This window comes from Nitrospira sp. (assembly GCA_029194675.1).
In the GTDB taxonomy this organism is placed as follows: Bacteria; Nitrospirota; Nitrospiria; order Nitrospirales; family Nitrospiraceae; genus Nitrospira_D.
Window position 1 is genome coordinate 15,221 of the sequence record JARFXP010000007.1, and the last position, 16,037, is coordinate 31,257.

Annotated in this window: 17 protein-coding genes and 1 pseudogene; 3 read left to right on the plus strand and 15 right to left on the minus strand. The window is 55.1% G+C overall.

Features of this window, described 5'->3' with window-relative positions; all coding sequences use genetic code 11:
• Positions 1-59 precede the first annotated feature (59 nt).
• The 5 genes and pseudogenes from P0120_22770 to P0120_22790 form a co-directional block, all read right to left on the minus strand.
• Positions 60-404: a hypothetical protein gene (locus tag P0120_22770; protein MDF0677135.1), complete on the minus strand. Its 345-nt coding sequence runs from the start codon at positions 402-404 to the stop codon at positions 60-62.
• Between the two features lie 47 nt (positions 405-451).
• A complete protein-coding gene (locus P0120_22775; protein ID MDF0677136.1) occupies positions 452-979 on the minus strand; it encodes a hypothetical protein in 528 nt (175 codons plus the stop codon).
• 68 nt (positions 980-1,047) lie between these two features.
• On the minus strand, positions 1,048-2,319 hold the full coding sequence (locus P0120_22780) for a PilW family protein (GenBank protein MDF0677137.1): 1,272 nt from the start codon (positions 2,317-2,319) through the stop codon (positions 1,048-1,050).
• 33 nt (positions 2,320-2,352) lie between these two features.
• Positions 2,353-2,865: a type IV pilus modification protein PilV gene (gene pilV, locus P0120_22785; GenBank protein MDF0677138.1), complete on the minus strand. Its 513-nt coding sequence runs from the start codon at positions 2,863-2,865 to the stop codon at positions 2,353-2,355.
• A gap of 409 nt (positions 2,866-3,274) precedes the next feature.
• Positions 3,275-3,394 (minus strand): annotated as a pseudogene (locus P0120_22790) (prepilin-type N-terminal cleavage/methylation domain-containing protein).
• A 729-nt stretch (positions 3,395-4,123) separates the two neighbouring features.
• Between P0120_22790 and P0120_22795 the strand changes: the two are divergent.
• Both P0120_22795 and P0120_22800 read left to right on the plus strand, forming a co-directional pair.
• Positions 4,124-5,353, plus strand: coding sequence for an IS110 family transposase (locus P0120_22795; protein MDF0677139.1), 1,230 nt, complete (start codon positions 4,124-4,126; stop codon positions 5,351-5,353).
• Between the two features lie 84 nt (positions 5,354-5,437).
• Positions 5,438-5,758: a PilZ domain-containing protein gene (locus tag P0120_22800; GenBank protein ID MDF0677140.1), complete on the plus strand. Its 321-nt coding sequence runs from the start codon at positions 5,438-5,440 to the stop codon at positions 5,756-5,758.
• An 8-nt stretch (positions 5,759-5,766) separates the two neighbouring features.
• On the opposite strand, the gene P0120_22805 is transcribed toward P0120_22800, so the two are convergent.
• From P0120_22805 to P0120_22830, 6 genes are all read right to left on the minus strand, one after another.
• On the minus strand, positions 5,767-7,593 hold the full coding sequence (locus P0120_22805; protein ID MDF0677141.1) for a GspE/PulE family protein: 1,827 nt from the start codon (positions 7,591-7,593) through the stop codon (positions 5,767-5,769).
• An 82-nt stretch (positions 7,594-7,675) separates the two neighbouring features.
• On the minus strand, positions 7,676-9,145 hold the full coding sequence (locus P0120_22810) for a hypothetical protein (GenBank protein ID MDF0677142.1): 1,470 nt from the start codon (positions 9,143-9,145) through the stop codon (positions 7,676-7,678).
• A gap of 10 nt (positions 9,146-9,155) precedes the next feature.
• Positions 9,156-9,914, minus strand: a complete 759-nt coding sequence (locus P0120_22815; protein ID MDF0677143.1) for a hypothetical protein — start codon at positions 9,912-9,914, stop codon at positions 9,156-9,158.
• The gene (locus P0120_22820; protein ID MDF0677144.1) at positions 9,911-10,384 is read right to left on the minus strand and encodes a prepilin-type N-terminal cleavage/methylation domain-containing protein; all 474 of its coding nucleotides are present in this window, start codon (positions 10,382-10,384) and stop codon (positions 9,911-9,913) included. Before P0120_22820 ends, P0120_22815 begins: the two co-directional genes overlap by 4 nt.
• Before the next feature lie 8 nt (positions 10,385-10,392).
• On the minus strand, positions 10,393-10,824 hold the full coding sequence (locus tag P0120_22825) for a prepilin-type N-terminal cleavage/methylation domain-containing protein (protein ID MDF0677145.1): 432 nt from the start codon (positions 10,822-10,824) through the stop codon (positions 10,393-10,395).
• Between the two features lie 285 nt (positions 10,825-11,109).
• On the minus strand, positions 11,110-11,895 hold the full coding sequence (locus tag P0120_22830) for an A24 family peptidase (protein MDF0677146.1): 786 nt from the start codon (positions 11,893-11,895) through the stop codon (positions 11,110-11,112).
• A gap of 156 nt (positions 11,896-12,051) precedes the next feature.
• Here P0120_22830 and P0120_22835 point away from each other — a divergent pair, with 156 nt between their 5' ends.
• A complete protein-coding gene (locus P0120_22835) occupies positions 12,052-12,330 on the plus strand; it encodes a LuxR C-terminal-related transcriptional regulator (protein ID MDF0677147.1) in 279 nt (92 codons plus the stop codon).
• Between the two features lie 7 nt (positions 12,331-12,337).
• Here the strand turns inward: P0120_22835 and rlmB are convergent, their stop codons facing one another.
• The 4 genes from rlmB to surE are packed head-to-tail and all read right to left on the minus strand — an operon-like array spanning position 12,338 to position 16,008.
• Entirely contained in the window at positions 12,338-13,099 is a 762-nt protein-coding gene (gene rlmB, locus P0120_22840; protein MDF0677148.1) for a 23S rRNA (guanosine(2251)-2'-O)-methyltransferase RlmB, read from the minus strand.
• Positions 13,074-14,552 (minus strand): cysteine--tRNA ligase, encoded by a 1,479-nt coding sequence (cysS, locus tag P0120_22845; protein MDF0677149.1) that lies wholly within the window; start codon positions 14,550-14,552, stop codon positions 13,074-13,076. The genes rlmB and cysS overlap by 26 nt, the downstream gene beginning before the upstream one ends.
• Before the next feature lie 5 nt (positions 14,553-14,557).
• Positions 14,558-15,196, minus strand: a complete 639-nt coding sequence (locus P0120_22850) for a DedA family protein (GenBank protein MDF0677150.1) — start codon at positions 15,194-15,196, stop codon at positions 14,558-14,560.
• A complete protein-coding gene (gene surE / locus P0120_22855; GenBank protein ID MDF0677151.1) occupies positions 15,196-16,008 on the minus strand; it encodes a 5'/3'-nucleotidase SurE in 813 nt (270 codons plus the stop codon). The genes P0120_22850 and surE overlap by 1 nt, the downstream gene beginning before the upstream one ends.
• Positions 16,009-16,037 lie beyond the last annotated feature (29 nt).

Consider the following 16,037-nt stretch of genomic DNA (forward strand, 5'->3'; position numbering starts at 1 on the left):
CACCCTCCCTCTTCTCCAATCTCATCATGGATTTCTCGCAAGTGGGTTCCGCCGGAGGACTATTCCGGCAAAAATAGAATCATCCGATCAATCTTGTCTTTCGAATCCTTTTGGAGATGGAACTTCACCTCGATATCCATTCTGAGATAACCGGCGTTCAACTCGTCGCCGTGGCGATCCAGCAGAACCGCATCAGGGGTTAAGCTATAGGTCCTGTGATCGATCTGAAAAGTCGCTTCATAGACACCCGTGATCATTCCGCTCTGATATCCGACCGTCATCATCGGAGGCTGTTGATCCGCGTAAGTCGTCCCAGGAGCAAGCCCAACCATCGCCCCAATTCCAAAGGCCACTGCATAGGCTGCCCCCTTGCTCCAAGCCCTCTTAATACTTAGGGTGATCATGACTCCTGGCCTCCTCTTTTCTGGCGCGTCTTGCTCATGGATATGGCCTATAAGAAGCGTTGCAGACAACTATCACCGCTCTTGAGGCATTGATACACAGCTATGACGCGGCTCGTCGCGCCAGTCGCAGCATTCACAGCCTGACAGTCTATCCGGTAAACCATGTCCATCGCGGGAGTTTGTTCTTCAGTTGATCCACCAGCACGTTGCTTCCCAAATTGTAGGTCGATGTCACCATTCACAACATAATTGTTGACGTTCATGACAATGTTCGGAACAGCACCCGCTCCCCAGGCAACGTCCGGGCTGTTGCGAATAAAGTTGATCTCTTGCCCTAAGAAGCCTGCGTTGGAAGCAGGTACCGGGCCATTGGGAGCGATCAGCCAGGGCATGACCTGTCCATCGTCGATTGAATCTTTGATAACCTTGACCCCCATCCCTACACATGATTCAGCCGCGTCAGTCCCCTCTTCCACCATGCGCATGGCTCCGGCCGTCGAATTTTCCAGACCGGTCATCGTCAGTGCTGCAACACCCAGCGCTCCGGCCATGAGCATGATCATCATGACCGTCATGAATGACATCCCTTGTTCATCAAGCGTTCTCCGCCTCAGTCTCTCCAATCTACTTCCTGACTTCATCGTTAGTACCTCTGGTTTCTGAGTTCGACTGTCCTGGTTAGGATTCGTCTCCTAAACTGTAGATAGGCTTGTTGCTGAGCCGGCGTGCTGTTATCGCCGAGAGTAAACACCCCATTCACATGATTATGATCGCTGATCGTGGGGATCGTATTAGTGTTTTGGACAAGGGTTGATATTCCTTCGCCCGTCCCTTGATCAGTCCTGGTTTGCCTCGCCACAATGCTGACCTGAACCATGCGGATCTTGTTTGTGGTCATCTTGCTGCCAGGCGGTTGAAGGAACCAATTTACACCGGTGATACCGGACATAAAGTCTCCCTGATCGAATGAGTTGGATCCGTTCATATCGTCAATCGCACCGTCTGGCTCACCCCCGTTAATGTTGACGTTGCAGCCGTCGCACGCGTAGGCCAACTGTAGATCTTCTACCCCATCCATGACCGGCACGCAGGGATGAGGAAGGAGAGGATTCGGATTCGGGTTAGCACAATTGGGCGGAGTCCCTGGGAGAGGGACGCCAGGTGCCACTCCGCGGACCAAACAAGGGGCATTGCCCTGACAGAGATCGAGAGGATCAGGTGGAGGAATGACTTGATAGGTGATGCACTGGAGTAAGTAGACTTGTGTGCCGTGGCCAAATGTCGACGGATCTGGTATGGCTGGGTTCAGGTTCAATCCTGCGGGGGTTACTCCTCCCGGAGCAATTCGTGATCCGGCGACACCTCCAACCGAGACCGCCATTCCAGGCAATACAGCCGTTCCGCCAGGAATCACCGCTCCCATACCATTGACCGCGTTGTTCATCAAAGGGAGTGTGGCTATTGGTTGTTTCGCACCGCCGATCGTCCCAGGCGCAGCCGGAATGTTCAACTGCCACAGCGCCCCCACTGTGGCAATTGAATTCGTCATCGGCACGACCATTGATATTGAATCGGGCCCGAGATCGGGCCCGCCGGGAGTATTATCCGCTGGCACCAGGGCCGCAGGCATTCCGTTTACTACACAGTTACCCACTGCTCCTGGCACGACTCCTCCCACCAGGCCCTGCGTGCCAAAACCTGCGAGCTTTAGGTCGGCCGTGATCATATCGAGGCCGGTTCTCGCTGTTGCTTGAGTATTCACCACTTGATTGGTCATTCTGGTCGTCTTTTGTGTGACTGTGAGGGCCCCTAAGCCCGCCGCTACGATGGCTGTGGTCATCATGGTAGCAACCATAATCTCAGTGAGGGTAAATCCACGCTGGTCAAATATGGTTGGATTTTGAGATGCGATCATGAATCCACCTGTCTTGTCCTTTAGCTGTCCATGTCATTCAGCGACGAGAGTTGTCTGAAAGCTTACAGCCCTGAGTCGTTGGCCTGCGCCGCGATCATTCCACTGCACCTGCACAAGCACTTGCATCGCTCCTAGTGATGGATTGGCCGGAACGCCGTTAGTAACTTGGATCGTTCCTTGTACGTTGGTCAGGTTTGATGCCAGAACCAAGGTACGCCACTGTGTGCAATCGCCCTGAACGACTCGGATGATATTGAGAGGCGCCGGCTTGGTCACTCCGATTGGTGGCGGAGCCGGAACTGCTGCACAATTACCAGGCCCAAGTGTCTGAACATTGTGATAGGCCCAGGCATACTGTCGGTTGGCTTGAATGCGTTCCATCATGTCTGACGCGATGTTCGTGACAAGCGACAGATCATTGGCATCGACATTCTTGGTAAAGGCCATGCCTTGCATCGCCGCCATACCCATCACACCGATACCCAAAATCGCGGCCGATACTAAGACTTCCACCAAGGTAAAGCCTTTTTCATCCCTGGCCTTCATCACATTGTCCTCTTTCTCCCTACTGATTCCGAATGCAAGGATCGATTTGCTGGTTGCACCAGGTGACTTTTCCAGACGGCGCCAACGAGATCGAATAGATCAAAGTAGGGTCTCGGACGCTTTGCAGCTGAATCGTCATGGGCGCGAGAGGAGTCGTACTTAGTCCTCTGGGCGTAAAGCCGATCGGCGTAGCCGGCAACGGCAGAACAAAGGTCACGTTGAGCGGCAATGTTTCGACACCCAGAGGGGCTGTGAATGTGACTTGACTCTGGGAGCCCGGTACATTGGCGGGTGTCGCCACGATCATCGCATTGCGGCTGATGGCCGCCGACCGAGCAAACACGAGTCGGTTATAGAGACTCGTGGTCGTCTGGTAGAGTTCGTGGCGAGCGTACATCATCGTGAAATTGGGAACAGCTAATGCCGCGCTTATCCCTAGAATCGCGACAACGATCATGATCTCCAGCAGGGTGAACCCTCGCTGGTCGTCCTGCGATCGTCTGTCGCGTATTGCTTGTTGAAACAACATGGCTTCTCCTTATCGAGCAAAGGGCATGCCGCTCTAAGCACCGCATCGCCATCGCCTAACCCCTTGATGTGATGGTATTCTCACCCTACAGAACTCAAACAAATGCGGTCATTTTTCGCACTCAGGAAGGACAATTTTCTGCTTGGACGTTGTACGGTTTCTGTACACGGAGCGGTTGTATAGCATTCAGAATGCGTGAGTGATCCCTACGGAAAGTGACGGAGAGTTAGCCCTAATGCGAAATAATTTTGACATCAGAATGGATAGCCGTTGCGGGTGGCATGGCGAACGGGGCGAGTCTTTCCACCCTCCTACCCCACGCTGGCCAAGACACGCCTCTTCCCCATGGCGCGCGCTACGGAAGGCCTGGGGGACGGGGTGCACGGCGCGAGGGATAACGAGCGCCACGTTGGTGACCCGGCCTGGTCTTCAGTGCGAACGGTGGGGCTGTTTGGCATGATAGGGCCCTCGGAATAAACCAACAGACGAATTTTTATTTTCGGATTAGTCCTCATGAGCGATGGCTCACCCCGCATGATGAACATGCGCTATTCTGATAAGCACCGTGGCCTGGTCAACGGCGGGTACCCTTGGTACCACGAGTCCGCGATTAGTCTGCCGCGGGCGCTTTCGGCACCCCGCATTGTTGCCACGAGCACGCAGAACAGAGTCGTGAACAGGAGGCGCCTCCAGGCCACGGCCTTGACCCCTATCAGGAGGAGGGAGGCCATGGAGCGAGTACTCGAGCGATGCGCGGGACTGGATGTGCACAAAGAGACCGTCGCGGTGTGCGTGCGGGTGGCAGGGCCAGGGGGCGAACGCCTCCAGCACGTGCGGACCTTTGGCACGACGACGGCTGAGTTGCTGACGTTGCGGGATTGGCTGACCACCCACGGGGTCACCCACGTGGCCATGGAGAGCACGGGGGTGTACTGGAAGCCGATCTATTACGTGCTCGAAGAGGCCTTCACGTGTCTCTTGGTCAATGCTGCTCACATGCGCAACGTGCCAGGTCGCAAGACCGACGTTCAAGACGGCGTCTGGATCGCGCAATTGCTGGAGCATGGGCTGCTGCGGGGCAGCTTCGTGCCGCCGGCCCCGATCCGGGAGCTCCGGGATCTGACGCGCTACCGCAAAACGCTCATTCAGGAACGCGCCCGCGAAGTCCAGCGGCTGCACAAGGTCCTGGAAGATGCCGGCGTGAAATTGGCGTCGGTCGCCACCGATATCCTGGGCGTGTCGGGCCGGGCGATGCTGGACGCGCTGGTCGCTGGTACCACGGACCCCGAGGTGTTGGCCGACTTGGCCCGGGGGCGCTTGCGCGCCAAGCTGTCGGCGTTGCAACAGGCTCTGACCGGCCGCTTTCGTCGGCATCATGCGTTCCTGGTGAGTGAACTCCTGTCGCATCTGGACTATCTGGAGGAGGCCATTGAACGCCTGAGCCAGCGCATCGAGGAGCAGCTCCGCCCTTTTGCAGAGGTGGTGGCCCCGCTGGATGCGATCCCGGGGGTGAACCAGCGCACGATTGAAGGGATCGTGGCCGAGATCGGCGTCGACATGGCCTCCTTTCCTTCGGATCGCCATCTCAGCAGTTGGACGGGCATCTGTCCGGGGCACCACGAGAGTGCGGGCAAGCGGCAGAGCGGCAAGCCCCGCAAGGGCAACCGCTGGCTGCGCACCACGTTGACGGAAGCCGCCTTGGCCGCGATTCGGGTCAAAGACAGTCGGCTCGCCGCTCGCTACCGGCGCCTCATGCGGCATCGCGGGCACAAGAAAGCGGTGGTGGCAGTCGGGCATACGATCCTCGTAGTCGTCTATCACATGCTGAAGGACCGTGTGCCCTACCACGAGGTGGGCGCTGCCTACCTCGATCAACGGGATCGAGAGCAGGCCACCCGCCGGCACGTCAAGCAGTTGGAGCGCTTGGGCCATCGCGTGATCCTTGAGCCAGCCGCCTAAGTACGGTGGCATTTTCAGAACAGAGTTAGGACAATAGGCGTATGATCGGGTAGGATTTAACCTGCATAGGTGAAAAGGAATCGTATGAAACAAGAGTCTCGCAAGGTCCAACGGTTCGCCGTCCAGCTTCCTTGCAAATTTGGGAGCAATAAGGACAAGTTGAACGGAATTGTCTTAAATCTTTCGGCACAGGGATGTGCCATGCTGGCGGAGCAACTTCCGTCCGTATCGACCCACGTTTCGCTGGAGATCGATCTCTTGAACGGCGAAGCTCCTGCCGACATCGAATTGGCTGGAGTTCGCTGGATATCTGGACAACGATGTGGGCTGGAATTTATCCGCGTCTCACCCGAAATGTTGACGCGGTTGCAGGCTTTCGCTTTGCTGCTGGAGAAGGCGTCTTAACCTGAGTCTCACTTTATCGCCACAGCCCGGACTTGCCGATACGTCGTCAGACCTTTCAGGACTTTCTGGATGCCATTCTGCAACAAGGTGACCATTCCATCCCGCATCGCCACGCTAAGTATTTCGGCCGTCCTCGCTCTGGCTTGGATCAGATTCTTAATCTCCTCCGATCCAACTAGGAGTTCTTGCAGCGCCACCCTTCCCTTGAACCCACTGTGATTGCAGGCGTCACAACCTCTTCCACGGTAGAGAGCCAAATCGTCGGTGTAGGTAACTCCGAGCTTATCCCAATAACGGGCTCCATAGCCTTGCACGAGGTCGTCATATTCTTGCTGAGTCGGGTGGTAGCTTTCTTTGCACTGAGAGCAAATGCGCTTGCAGAGGCGCATAGCCAACACCCCCAACATCGCGTCGGCAAAGTTGAACGAGTCGCAACCCATGTCCAGCAATCGAGTGACGGTTTCTACCGCGCTGTTCGTATGGAGCGTGCTCATCACCAGATGACCGGTGAGCGAAGCTTCTATCGCGACATCGGCCGTTTCTTTGTCGCGCATCTCCCCGATCATGATCACGTCCGGATCGGCCCGAAGGAACGCGCGCATCGCTGCGGCAAAAGTAAAACCGATTTTCGGATGGACCTGAACCTGTCTCAAACCTTCTTGTGTGATCTCAATGGGATCCTCTGCCGTCCAAATCTTTCGCTCGTCGGTGTTGATGTCCTTCATTACGGCGTGCAGGGTGGTGGTTTTCCCTGAACCAGTCGGACCCACACAAAGGAAAATGCCATGCGGACGTTCGGACAATTCTTTAACCATCTGCAGAACGTCTTGGGAAAAGTCCATGGCCTCTAAAGGCATGGTTTCCTTTGCCGTTAGGAGACGCAGCACCACATCTTCGTTGTTTCCTGCTGTAGGCAATGTAGCTACCCGCAATTCGATTTCACGATCCTTCGCCAATTTGTAGCGGATTTTGCCGTCCTGAGGCTTCCGTCTCTCGGCTATATCGAGGTTGGCCATGATCTTCAGCCGCGAAACAATGGCGCGCCGATAGACTGCAGGAATATGCATATAGGTAAAACAGGTCCCATCGACACGGAACCGTACTGCCGTCTCCTTGCGATCTGAATAGGGCTCAATATGGACATCCGAGGCCCCTAATCGATACGCCTCGGCAATCACCTGGTTTGCGAGACGCACGATGGCCGAATCGTTTTCATCGATCTCTCCGGACTCGGCGTCCCGGTTTCGCTCGAGGCCCGCTTCATCGACGAGTTCTCCAAGAATCTCGGTTATCGATCCCCCGTTGGCCTGCCCTGTTGCGACAAGGAGATATTGTTCGATATCCCGCCGAAGCCCGACGGAAAATCGTATCGTCGTTCCAGGGAACGCGCGTCGTATATCGAGGCCCTTCTCCAGATCGTGCGGATCATTGATGACAATGTCGAGGATAGTCCCCTGTCGTTTCAACGGAATCCAGGCGCTCCTTCTGAGATAATCGAAACTGAGATTCTTCAAAAGCTCCGGGTCGATGACGGTTCGCTCATCATAGGAGACGTAGGGGCATTGGTAAAACTCGCTGAGCGCCGACCCGAGCGCTGACTTCGGCACGCGATACTTATCGAGCAAGAGGGTTTCTAGATCAATTTCCCGTGACAGAGATTCTTCTATCGCTGCATCGAGGTCAGTCTGTTTGATAAGCCCCCGATAGGCGATGCAGTCTAGGAGACTGCGTCCCATCGTCATCTTACGAGATTGTTTGGCCATCGACGACTTTTTCAGACTGGGTACCGAGAGGATCTGCCGTTTGTGATGCCTTTCAACGCCTTGCGTGATCATTCTATCTCATCCTTTCTCATCGACAATAGGAAGTTGTTTTTATGTGGCCTTCTTCTTCACACGTTCGATCTTCGACTATGGTTTAATATCGTGTCATCCAGGTACCAGGGGCACCATAGACCACGGGCAATCCACGATATAACCCTCGACTGAGATCGTGGTCATACCACACCTCCAATCTGCTTCCTGAACCGGCTGAGGTGATTGTCCCACCCGCTGCCACTGCTCCATATAACCTGACTCGTCCGGCTACCGTAATATCCCCACTTGCGTGGAGTACTCCATTGAAATGCATGTCCGTAAGTTGAACAGACATCCGAGCGACATCCTTACCCTGGTCTATTGGTGGAGGACTACGTACCCAGACCGACTGTCCTGTTCCACTGGGAGCAAGCACAACGTGGCCTTGTACTACCGCCATGCCCTCAAAGTACGGAACATGCAATTTGACAACCCCGAGATTGTCCGGGCGGGGAGCCATCTGATCGAGTGTGTCGATGAATATCAGACCAAGCTGATCGCCGCTTCCTTGTGACCGAAATACCTCGTCCGCCGAAATTCCATGTCCTGGTTCTACAAAACCTTGTGGATAGAGAAGACCTGCTCGATCAATCGCGAAGTACCGTCCGAACCTTTTTGCCACCCGCTTTATGTCTTCATAGGGCCATTGATCGAGGCGAACTCCCGGAACCGGATTCTGGACCATGTGCAGGTTGCTGGGGAAACTAGGAGTCTGTCCCGCAGATGCCTGCGTAACTTGAACCGTTCCGCCTATCCATCCTTCCATCCACCGATCTTCTGGTTGCGCCATTTCGTCATAGGCCTGCCCTGTTACCGGAGCCAGCGCACTCCTTAGCGGGATCTCATCAGCCTGTGTGAGGACCAGATCGCCTCGCACCTTTAACTCACCCCAATGCGCAGAGACCGGTGATTCGCTTCCTGGCTGGAACCGGCCAAGATGCTGACCCACTTGCACCGCGGCTCGTAACGGCGGCAACTCCAGCGCGCCCAATTGCATGAGTATCGATTGCCTGACTGGAGGATTGGTATTGGTTGCAACCGTAGCGTCGATTGTGCACAAGAGGCCCGGCTTGGACGGCGCGTAGACTTTGAGTTCTTCCACCTGCCCTAGATGTGTCAATGTGCGAAACATGCCGGTCTCTGAATCGTTCAACAGTCGGTTGTCTGAGGGATTGCCAGTCTGTAGCCGTACATCCGGCTGCTCCGCCGTACCGACGAATTGCGAGCGACCGGACACATCGAAAAAGGATGGCGCTCCGTCTTTATCGCGATTTCTTTTTTCATGAAGAGACGAAAGTTGAGATACCCCCGCAGTTGTCTCGGGGTTGTGAAACCAAGCCACCACCAATTCGCCCGCCGCATCCGCCAGTTGCTGGGCAACCGCCGACTGACCAGCTAGCCCAGCACTGACGGTCTCTTGTCCAGCCAGATTGAGAAGTGTCGCGCCCAGCAGCGATAACATGAGAGCGACAACCATGGCTCCCAGAAGTGCAATTCCCTGTTGACGATCATTGATATTGAAATACAACATGTCTTCACTCCTATGATCGAAGGCATACCTCCCGCATCATTCTATGCAGGGAGTGATTCGACTCGATCTCAAGCACGACTCGCCTCACGAGCGAGGGCTGCTGTGTCGCATGACCATGCTCGTCCCAATACGAAAAATGAAGAGCTTCTAAACCCTCGATGAGAGTATTCGCTCCTCCATCGACCATCCGCATCAGCTTCATCGTTCCGGCATCCTCTCGCTTGGTGTAATAGGCCACCCGATTGCTCACTTCCACAGAGGCACCCGCAGGAAACGACAAGGCTACCGGTTCAGTTACGGTCAGCTGATACCGTTGCCCTGAACGGGAGAGTTGATGCGCTTCACAGGCTTGGTGCCCACAAATGATTACGGTCTTCCCCTCGCTCCATCCACTGCCATCCTGCACTGCAATAACTGATTGGCCCGGCGCAACCGCACCGGTGGTTACCGTCCGCTGGGCGCTGATATTGGCATGAAACCGAAGTTCGTTCGGAGTCGCTGAGACGATAGAATCAGCCACCGCTAATCGAACTTCTTGTTCGAATACCTCTAACCCCAGTCGAAGGTCTTGCTGATGTCTCAGATCATTGTGCTGCTTGCCCGCGTGGGACTGCGCGACATTCAACGCATTCAACGCGGCGGCCAATACGATCGCTCCGACCGTCAAGCTAACCATCACTTCGGCCAGACAAACACCGCGCTGGTCGAACATCTCGTTGATCGATCTCCGGCACTGCTCGTGAGATTTGGCGATTTCCCTTTGGTTCATCGTTGTCCCACAAAGTTGGGATTGGCTCGAATGGTTGCCACCTGTACTTCCCGCTTGTGCCCGTTGAGCCCGGCATAGGACGCGACCGCTCGAATCATCACCATAGCGGCCGAGCGCAGCGGTCCTGGGCGTTCTGTTTCGATCATCCACACGACTGTCACTCCGTCACGTTCGTAACTGGCTGTGTAGATCCCATCACCCGCAGTTATGTCGGACCCTTGGCCGTCATCGGCCATGACCGTTTCCGGGGTGCCATCGTGATTGAGATCGTCTTCCAGAAGGGACTGCCAACGAATGGACCGCTTGGCTTCCAACCTGGCCTGGGCCAACTCGATCGCCTTACTGGTTAGGCCTCCCTGCTGTACGTGCCTAGACGAAAACTCCACTGCACCGAGAGTACCCATCAGGGCCACTCCTGAAATCACCATTGCCACCATCACTTCGATCAGACTGAAACCATCATTCTTCATCGTTCGACTCATAGGATCGATACCCGACCCGTGATGCTCACGGTGAGCTGTTGGGTCTGCCCTTCTAAGCTGTGAAGTTGAATCGTCGTAGCACTGGCCGAGCGTCCGCTTGGATGGAAGAGGATCTCCGGCCCTGCGCTTGGCTCTTCGATGACAATCCCTTTTCCCCCATAGTGATACGCGTGATGCGTGGTGGCCTTGTTGATGAACTCAGTGGTAAGGATCTGCTGGTCCATGTCGACGACGATTCGAACGCGGTCCCGATAGGTCATCGCCAGCTGCCGAGCACCACGCAGTTCCGAAGCGAGCTCCTCGGTCGTACAACGAAGCTGATTGCGCTTGTTGAGGACCAAATAGTCGGGAGCCGCCATTGTGGCGACCATCCCTATGATCGCGACAACCACCATGAGCTCCGTCAACGTCGTACCGTCTTGCTCCATATCCTTCTCCTTATCTTGAGTTGATTCGGTAGTTCGACGCTATGTCAAGACTCGTGCCACTCATCATTGAATCCTTTTCGGATTGTGCGCTTACCGAATAACTGTTGGATGAAGATACCTAAGCCATTGAATCGATAGGGCCACAATGAGAAGGATCTGGGATGACCTCGAAGGTATACCGTTATCCGGAAAGAGAGAAAAGCAGATAGCAGTAGTACCTCAAGAGATACAGTTGTTGACTGAAGAGATACAGTACGAAAGGGTGGGAATCGGCCAGGAGAGCCGTTATCCGGCCAAGATGCCCTGATACCAATCAAGGATAGATTGGCCAAAGAATAGTGCCACCAGCGCCCCGCAAACCAGAAACGGCCCGAAGGGAATGTAATCCTCGCGTTTGATCACCTGTGCGGCAATAAGAGTAAGCCCCACGAGTGATCCCAGGAACGACCCTACCATGATGGTCATCAGCGCGGGTTTCCATCCCAGAAATGCCCCTATCATCGCCAGAAGCTTGATGTCCCCCCCCCCCATCCCCTCCTTACCAAAAAGATAGGGACTGGCCCAGGCCAGAAGCCACAGGATTCCTCCGCCGACAAGAACCCCCAGCATGCCCCCCAGGAACCCGAGAGGTAAGACAGTGGTGGCGCAGACGAGGCCTACAATGATCCCTGGAAACGTCACGACATTGGGGATGATCTTATGCGAAAGATCGGTCCCAGCTACCACGAGGAGGGCTGAATAGAGCAGGCCGTACGCCACAGCAACCCAGCTTGGGCCGAAGAACCAAAGGAGCCCTACATAACCAGAGGCATTCAGGATCTCCACCAAGGGATAGCGGAAGGGAATGCGCACGGCACAATGCCTGCAGCGTCCCGCCAACGTGAAGTAACTTAGAACGGGAATGTTATCGTGCCAGGCAATGGAATGAGAGCAGCTCGGGCAATGGGAGCCTGGCCATGCGATCGACTCCTGCCGTGGCAAGCGGTAGATACAGACATTGAGAAAGCTACCGATGAGTGCGCCGAAAAGACCGACCATCGGCAGCCACAATAGAACCTGGCTCTCATGCATAATTGCTCAGAGTCATTACCCTACCCAGCAACCCTACTAGGGCCGAAGTCCCGCATTTACTTTCTCGCACAATCCTTCCATAATGACCTAGTGGGTTATACGATCTCACACCGAGTATACCTGAAACGTATACCTGTCAAAGGAGAACTCAGCATCATGGCCAAAGCAATTGGGAAGCCACGACCTCGGAAATCTTTAGCCGATCTTGAACCTCCTCCACGCACAAAACGGCCTGAGTCGCTTACGTCACGCGAGCAGGAAATTTTGGAGTTGATCTGGGCGGGATTTAAGAACAAGGAAATCGGTCACCGGTTGAAGATTAGCGTCAAAACCGTCGAAGCCCACCGCGCCAATATGATGAAGAAAATGCGAGTGTCGAATACGGCTCAACTGTTGAAAACCGCCATCCAGGGTGGCGCGCTGAGGGTCAGGTAACATCATCCTAGGTCGGACGGCGCTGACGAACCGCCTCAAACAGAACTATTGCGGCAGCAGCCGACACATTCAGCGATTGGACCTGGCCCCTCAGAGGAATGCGGACACGGTCATCGCAATGTTGCAGGACGCCAGGCCTGATTCCCGCTCCTTCCCCTCCCAGAACCAACCCGACCGCTTCTCGTAGGTCGATGTCCGTATATACCTTATTCGCTGACGGCGTCACCCCATAGAGCCAAACTCCGGCCGCTTTCAACGACTCGATCGATCTGCTCATGTTTGTCACGCGTGCAACGGGAATATGGTCGATCGCTCCGGCCGAGGCCTTGGCCACCACGGACGTAAGTCCGGCGGCTCGTCGTTCGGGGACAAATACTCCGTGGGCACCTGCCCCCTCCGCCGTGCGCAGCACGGCGCCGAGATTGTGTGGATCTTCGACTCCGTCCAAGACTACCAAGAGTGGCGCTTCATGCCTTTCGGCAGCTCGAGCGAGGATCGACTCCTCCGTCTGATAAGCCTTTGCTGAGGTAAAGGCCACCACCCCTTGGTGCTTGCCGTTGGGAACCAGACGGTCGAAGGAGGTCAGAGGCTGAACATGAATCGGAATATGCTGTGCTCGAGCTAGCTGCACCAAATCGGTGAACTGTTTGTCGGTTCGAATAACCAGCACACGTTGCAATGGTCGGTTTCCGGCTTTCAGCGCTTCGCGTACGGCATGGAGGCCGTAGAGAATCTCCTGGGAATTAACGCTTCCACCGGGTTGTGCCATCTGGCTTGTCCTCTAGCGTGATACCCAAAGACTTTAGGTCGGCACGAATTTCGTCAGCTCTTTTGAAATCTCTTCTCTTCTTTGCCTCGATGCGTTCAATCAATTTGCCGTCGATCTCCGCTTCAGTCATTTGTTTTGCTACTATTACCGTCGGTGGAAAAGTTTTAAGCACCAGCTGAGCAGGCTCTGGTACAATGCGGACGTTGAAATCCCACCGATCTAGATGAAACAAACCCAACACGGCGCCTAGGGAATGAAATACCTGGCGCGCAGTCTGTCTACCTTCTGTGGATAGTCCGGCTCCCAGGAGTTTGTTCACATCGCTCCGCAAGGCCTGTAAGGACGCAATCGCCATCGGCGTGTTGAAGTCATCATCCATCGCTGACTTGAACGCGGCCCTGCAGCGATCGATCGCGTGGTCAAGCCCCTGGTCCACGATCGCATTTCCGCCGGACTCGGCTAAGCGTCCGAAGAGGTCATAGAACCCATTGAGAGCGCTCTTTGTCTCCTTCAATGCCTGATCAGAAAAATCCAGTGGCCCGTGGTAATGAGTTGAAAGGAGAAAGTATCTGAGGATTTCCCCCATGATTTCTTGCGGCCACTCCGACTTCTCAAAAATTTCACGGATTGTGAAGAAGTTGCCGAGAGACTTCGACATCTTCTCTTTGTTGATCTGAACGAACCCGTTGTGAACCCAATAGCGTGCGAATTCTTTTCCTGTCGCGCCGCATGATTGGGCAATCTCGTTTTCATGATGTGGGAAGATGAGATCCATCCCACCGCCATGGATGTCGAAGGTTTCACCGAGGTGTCGAATCGACATGGCTGAACACTCGATGTGCCAGCCCGGCCGCCCTGGTCCCCACGGGCTTTCCCATGCCGGCTCGCCTGGCTTACTGCTCTTCCAAAGGGCAAAGTCCATCGGGTGATGTTTTCGGTCATCCACATCCACACGAGCGCCGGCTTGCAAGTCATCGAGCCGTCGTTTTGACAGCCTTCCATATTCCGGATATTTCGAGACCTCAAAATACACGTCTCCATCCACTGCGTAGGCCAATCCCTTTTTGATCAGTCGTTCTGTCAGCTGAATGATGTCGCCTATATGTTCCGTGGCCTTGGGCTCTGCAGTCGCAGCTCGGATCCCGAGCTTACCCATATCCTCATGGTAGGCCTGAATGAACTTGGCCGTCACGGCATCACAAGAAACTCCCTGTTCATTCGCCCGCTTGATGATCTTGTCGTCCACATCAGTGAAGTTCTTGACGAAAGCCACAGCATAACCGCTATACTCCAAGTACCGCCGGAGCACATCGAATACCAACGCGCTGCGGGCATGACCGATGTGGCAATAGTCATAGACCGTCACACCGCAAACGTACATACGTACTTTCTGCAGTTCAATCGACTCGAACGCCTCTTGTCTCCCAGTCAGGGTATTGAACAGTTTAAGCATACGGTTTAAGCTTCCGGACTCGTTCGTCGCCTTGGCCAGTGAGACCAGAGGAAGTACCCAATGGCTGCAGCCAGGACAAGTCCGATGACGATGTCAAATTGATGAAAGTAATCCCGAAGATGTTCCCACTGTTCACCCATACGAAGACCGATATAGGCCAACAGATAGCACCAGGGCAGCGCCCCTACAAATGTGAAGACGATAAACCGTGGGAAATTCATCTTCGCAATGCCGGCCGGAAGCGATATGAACGTCCGCACCACCGGGAGCATTCTGCCGAAAAAGACGGCTGCCTCTCCATATTTGGCGAACCAGCGATCGGCGATATCTAGATCGTGTTGTGAGACCAGGAAATACGGTCCATAGCGCTCTGCAAATGGTCGCCCACCCCAGACGCCCGCATAGTAGGCCACAATCGAACCGAGCACATTGCCGACCGCGCCGGCCAGCGTGACCCCGAGCATCGTAAACTGTCCGGTCATGACCAGATAGCCGGAAAACGGCATGATAATTTCACTGGGGAGCGGAATGCAGGCACTTTCGACGGCCATCGTGAAGAGGATGCCCCCATAGCCGAACCTGGAAATGCAGGCAATGACGAATCGGCTCAGCTCGCTGATGATGGTCTCGATCAGTCCTCCCATCACGCCCCTACCTGCCCTGTACGGCCGATCGCTGCCCGAGCGATTGAGGACTTCTTGACACCCCTGGCAATGATCGGCGCCCACTCGCGGAATTGATCCAGCACGCCATGATGCGTCGTGTCCAGACGGATCGGGGTGATGGAGACAAACCCTTCTTCGATCGCCTCGTGATCAGCGTCTTTACTGCGACTCCACGATATCCGCTCACCGGCAATCCAATAATATTTACGCCCGCGCGGATCGAGCTTTTCGATGATCGGATTATGAAACCGCCTTCGGCTGAGACAGGTGACCCGCACGCCGCTGATTCCGCGTTGCGGGCGATTTGGGATATTCACGTTCACGAGCGTCTCCTCCGGCAGACCGTGGGCAAGGACAAGCCGAACCACACGTACCGCATAGGTTGCACCGACGTCAAAGCGAAATGTCTGCACTCCTTCTTGGGATACCGCTACGGACGGTATTCCAAGGATGGTCCCTTCCATCGCCGCCGACACGGTGCCCGAGTACATCACATCATCGCCGAGGTTGACCCCTTTGTTAATGCCGGACACGACGATCGCAGGCGGTTTTGGCATGACTTTGAGCAGCGCAAGATTCACACAATCCACAGGGGTTCCATTCACGGCATACGTGCGTGGACTCAGTTCATGGAGGCGCAATGGCTTGTGCAATGTCACGGCGTGAGCGACTGCCGTGCGTTCCCGATCCGGGGCGACAATCCAGACTTCACCGATCGCAGCGAGCGCCTTCGCCAATGCGGTGATCCCCGGCGAATAGATACCGTCGTCGTTGGTCACGAGGATGCGCATGATCAGCCTTCAACACAAAGAGCTGCGCG

Bases quoted from the DNA above. Each gene is read 5' to 3' on its own strand.
- P0120_22770 (MDF0677135.1), bottom strand. From the start codon at position 404: ATGATCACCCTAAGTATTAAGAGGGCTTGGAGCAAGGGGGCAGCCTAT.
- P0120_22775 (MDF0677136.1), bottom strand. From the start codon at position 979: ATGACGGTCATGATGATCATGCTCATGGCCGGAGCGCTGGGTGTTGCA.
- P0120_22780 (MDF0677137.1), bottom strand. From the start codon at position 2,319: ATGATCGCATCTCAAAATCCAACCATATTTGACCAGCGTGGATTTACC.
- pilV (MDF0677138.1), bottom strand. From the start codon at position 2,865: ATGAAGGCCAGGGATGAAAAAGGCTTTACCTTGGTGGAAGTCTTAGTA.
- P0120_22795 (MDF0677139.1), top strand. From the start codon at position 4,124: ATGGAGCGAGTACTCGAGCGATGCGCGGGACTGGATGTGCACAAAGAG.
- P0120_22800 (MDF0677140.1), top strand. From the start codon at position 5,438: ATGAAACAAGAGTCTCGCAAGGTCCAACGGTTCGCCGTCCAGCTTCCT.
- P0120_22805 (MDF0677141.1), bottom strand. From the start codon at position 7,593: ATGATCACGCAAGGCGTTGAAAGGCATCACAAACGGCAGATCCTCTCG.
- P0120_22810 (MDF0677142.1), bottom strand. From the start codon at position 9,145: ATGTTGTATTTCAATATCAATGATCGTCAACAGGGAATTGCACTTCTG.
- P0120_22815 (MDF0677143.1), bottom strand. From the start codon at position 9,914: ATGAACCAAAGGGAAATCGCCAAATCTCACGAGCAGTGCCGGAGATCG.
- P0120_22820 (MDF0677144.1), bottom strand. From the start codon at position 10,384: ATGAAGAATGATGGTTTCAGTCTGATCGAAGTGATGGTGGCAATGGTG.
- P0120_22825 (MDF0677145.1), bottom strand. From the start codon at position 10,824: ATGGAGCAAGACGGTACGACGTTGACGGAGCTCATGGTGGTTGTCGCG.
- P0120_22830 (MDF0677146.1), bottom strand. From the start codon at position 11,895: ATGCATGAGAGCCAGGTTCTATTGTGGCTGCCGATGGTCGGTCTTTTC.
- P0120_22835 (MDF0677147.1), top strand. From the start codon at position 12,052: ATGGCCAAAGCAATTGGGAAGCCACGACCTCGGAAATCTTTAGCCGAT.
- rlmB (MDF0677148.1), bottom strand. From the start codon at position 13,099: ATGGCACAACCCGGTGGAAGCGTTAATTCCCAGGAGATTCTCTACGGC.
- cysS (MDF0677149.1), bottom strand. From the start codon at position 14,552: ATGCTTAAACTGTTCAATACCCTGACTGGGAGACAAGAGGCGTTCGAG.
- P0120_22850 (MDF0677150.1), bottom strand. From the start codon at position 15,196: ATGGGAGGACTGATCGAGACCATCATCAGCGAGCTGAGCCGATTCGTC.
- surE (MDF0677151.1), bottom strand. From the start codon at position 16,008: ATGCGCATCCTCGTGACCAACGACGACGGTATCTATTCGCCGGGGATC.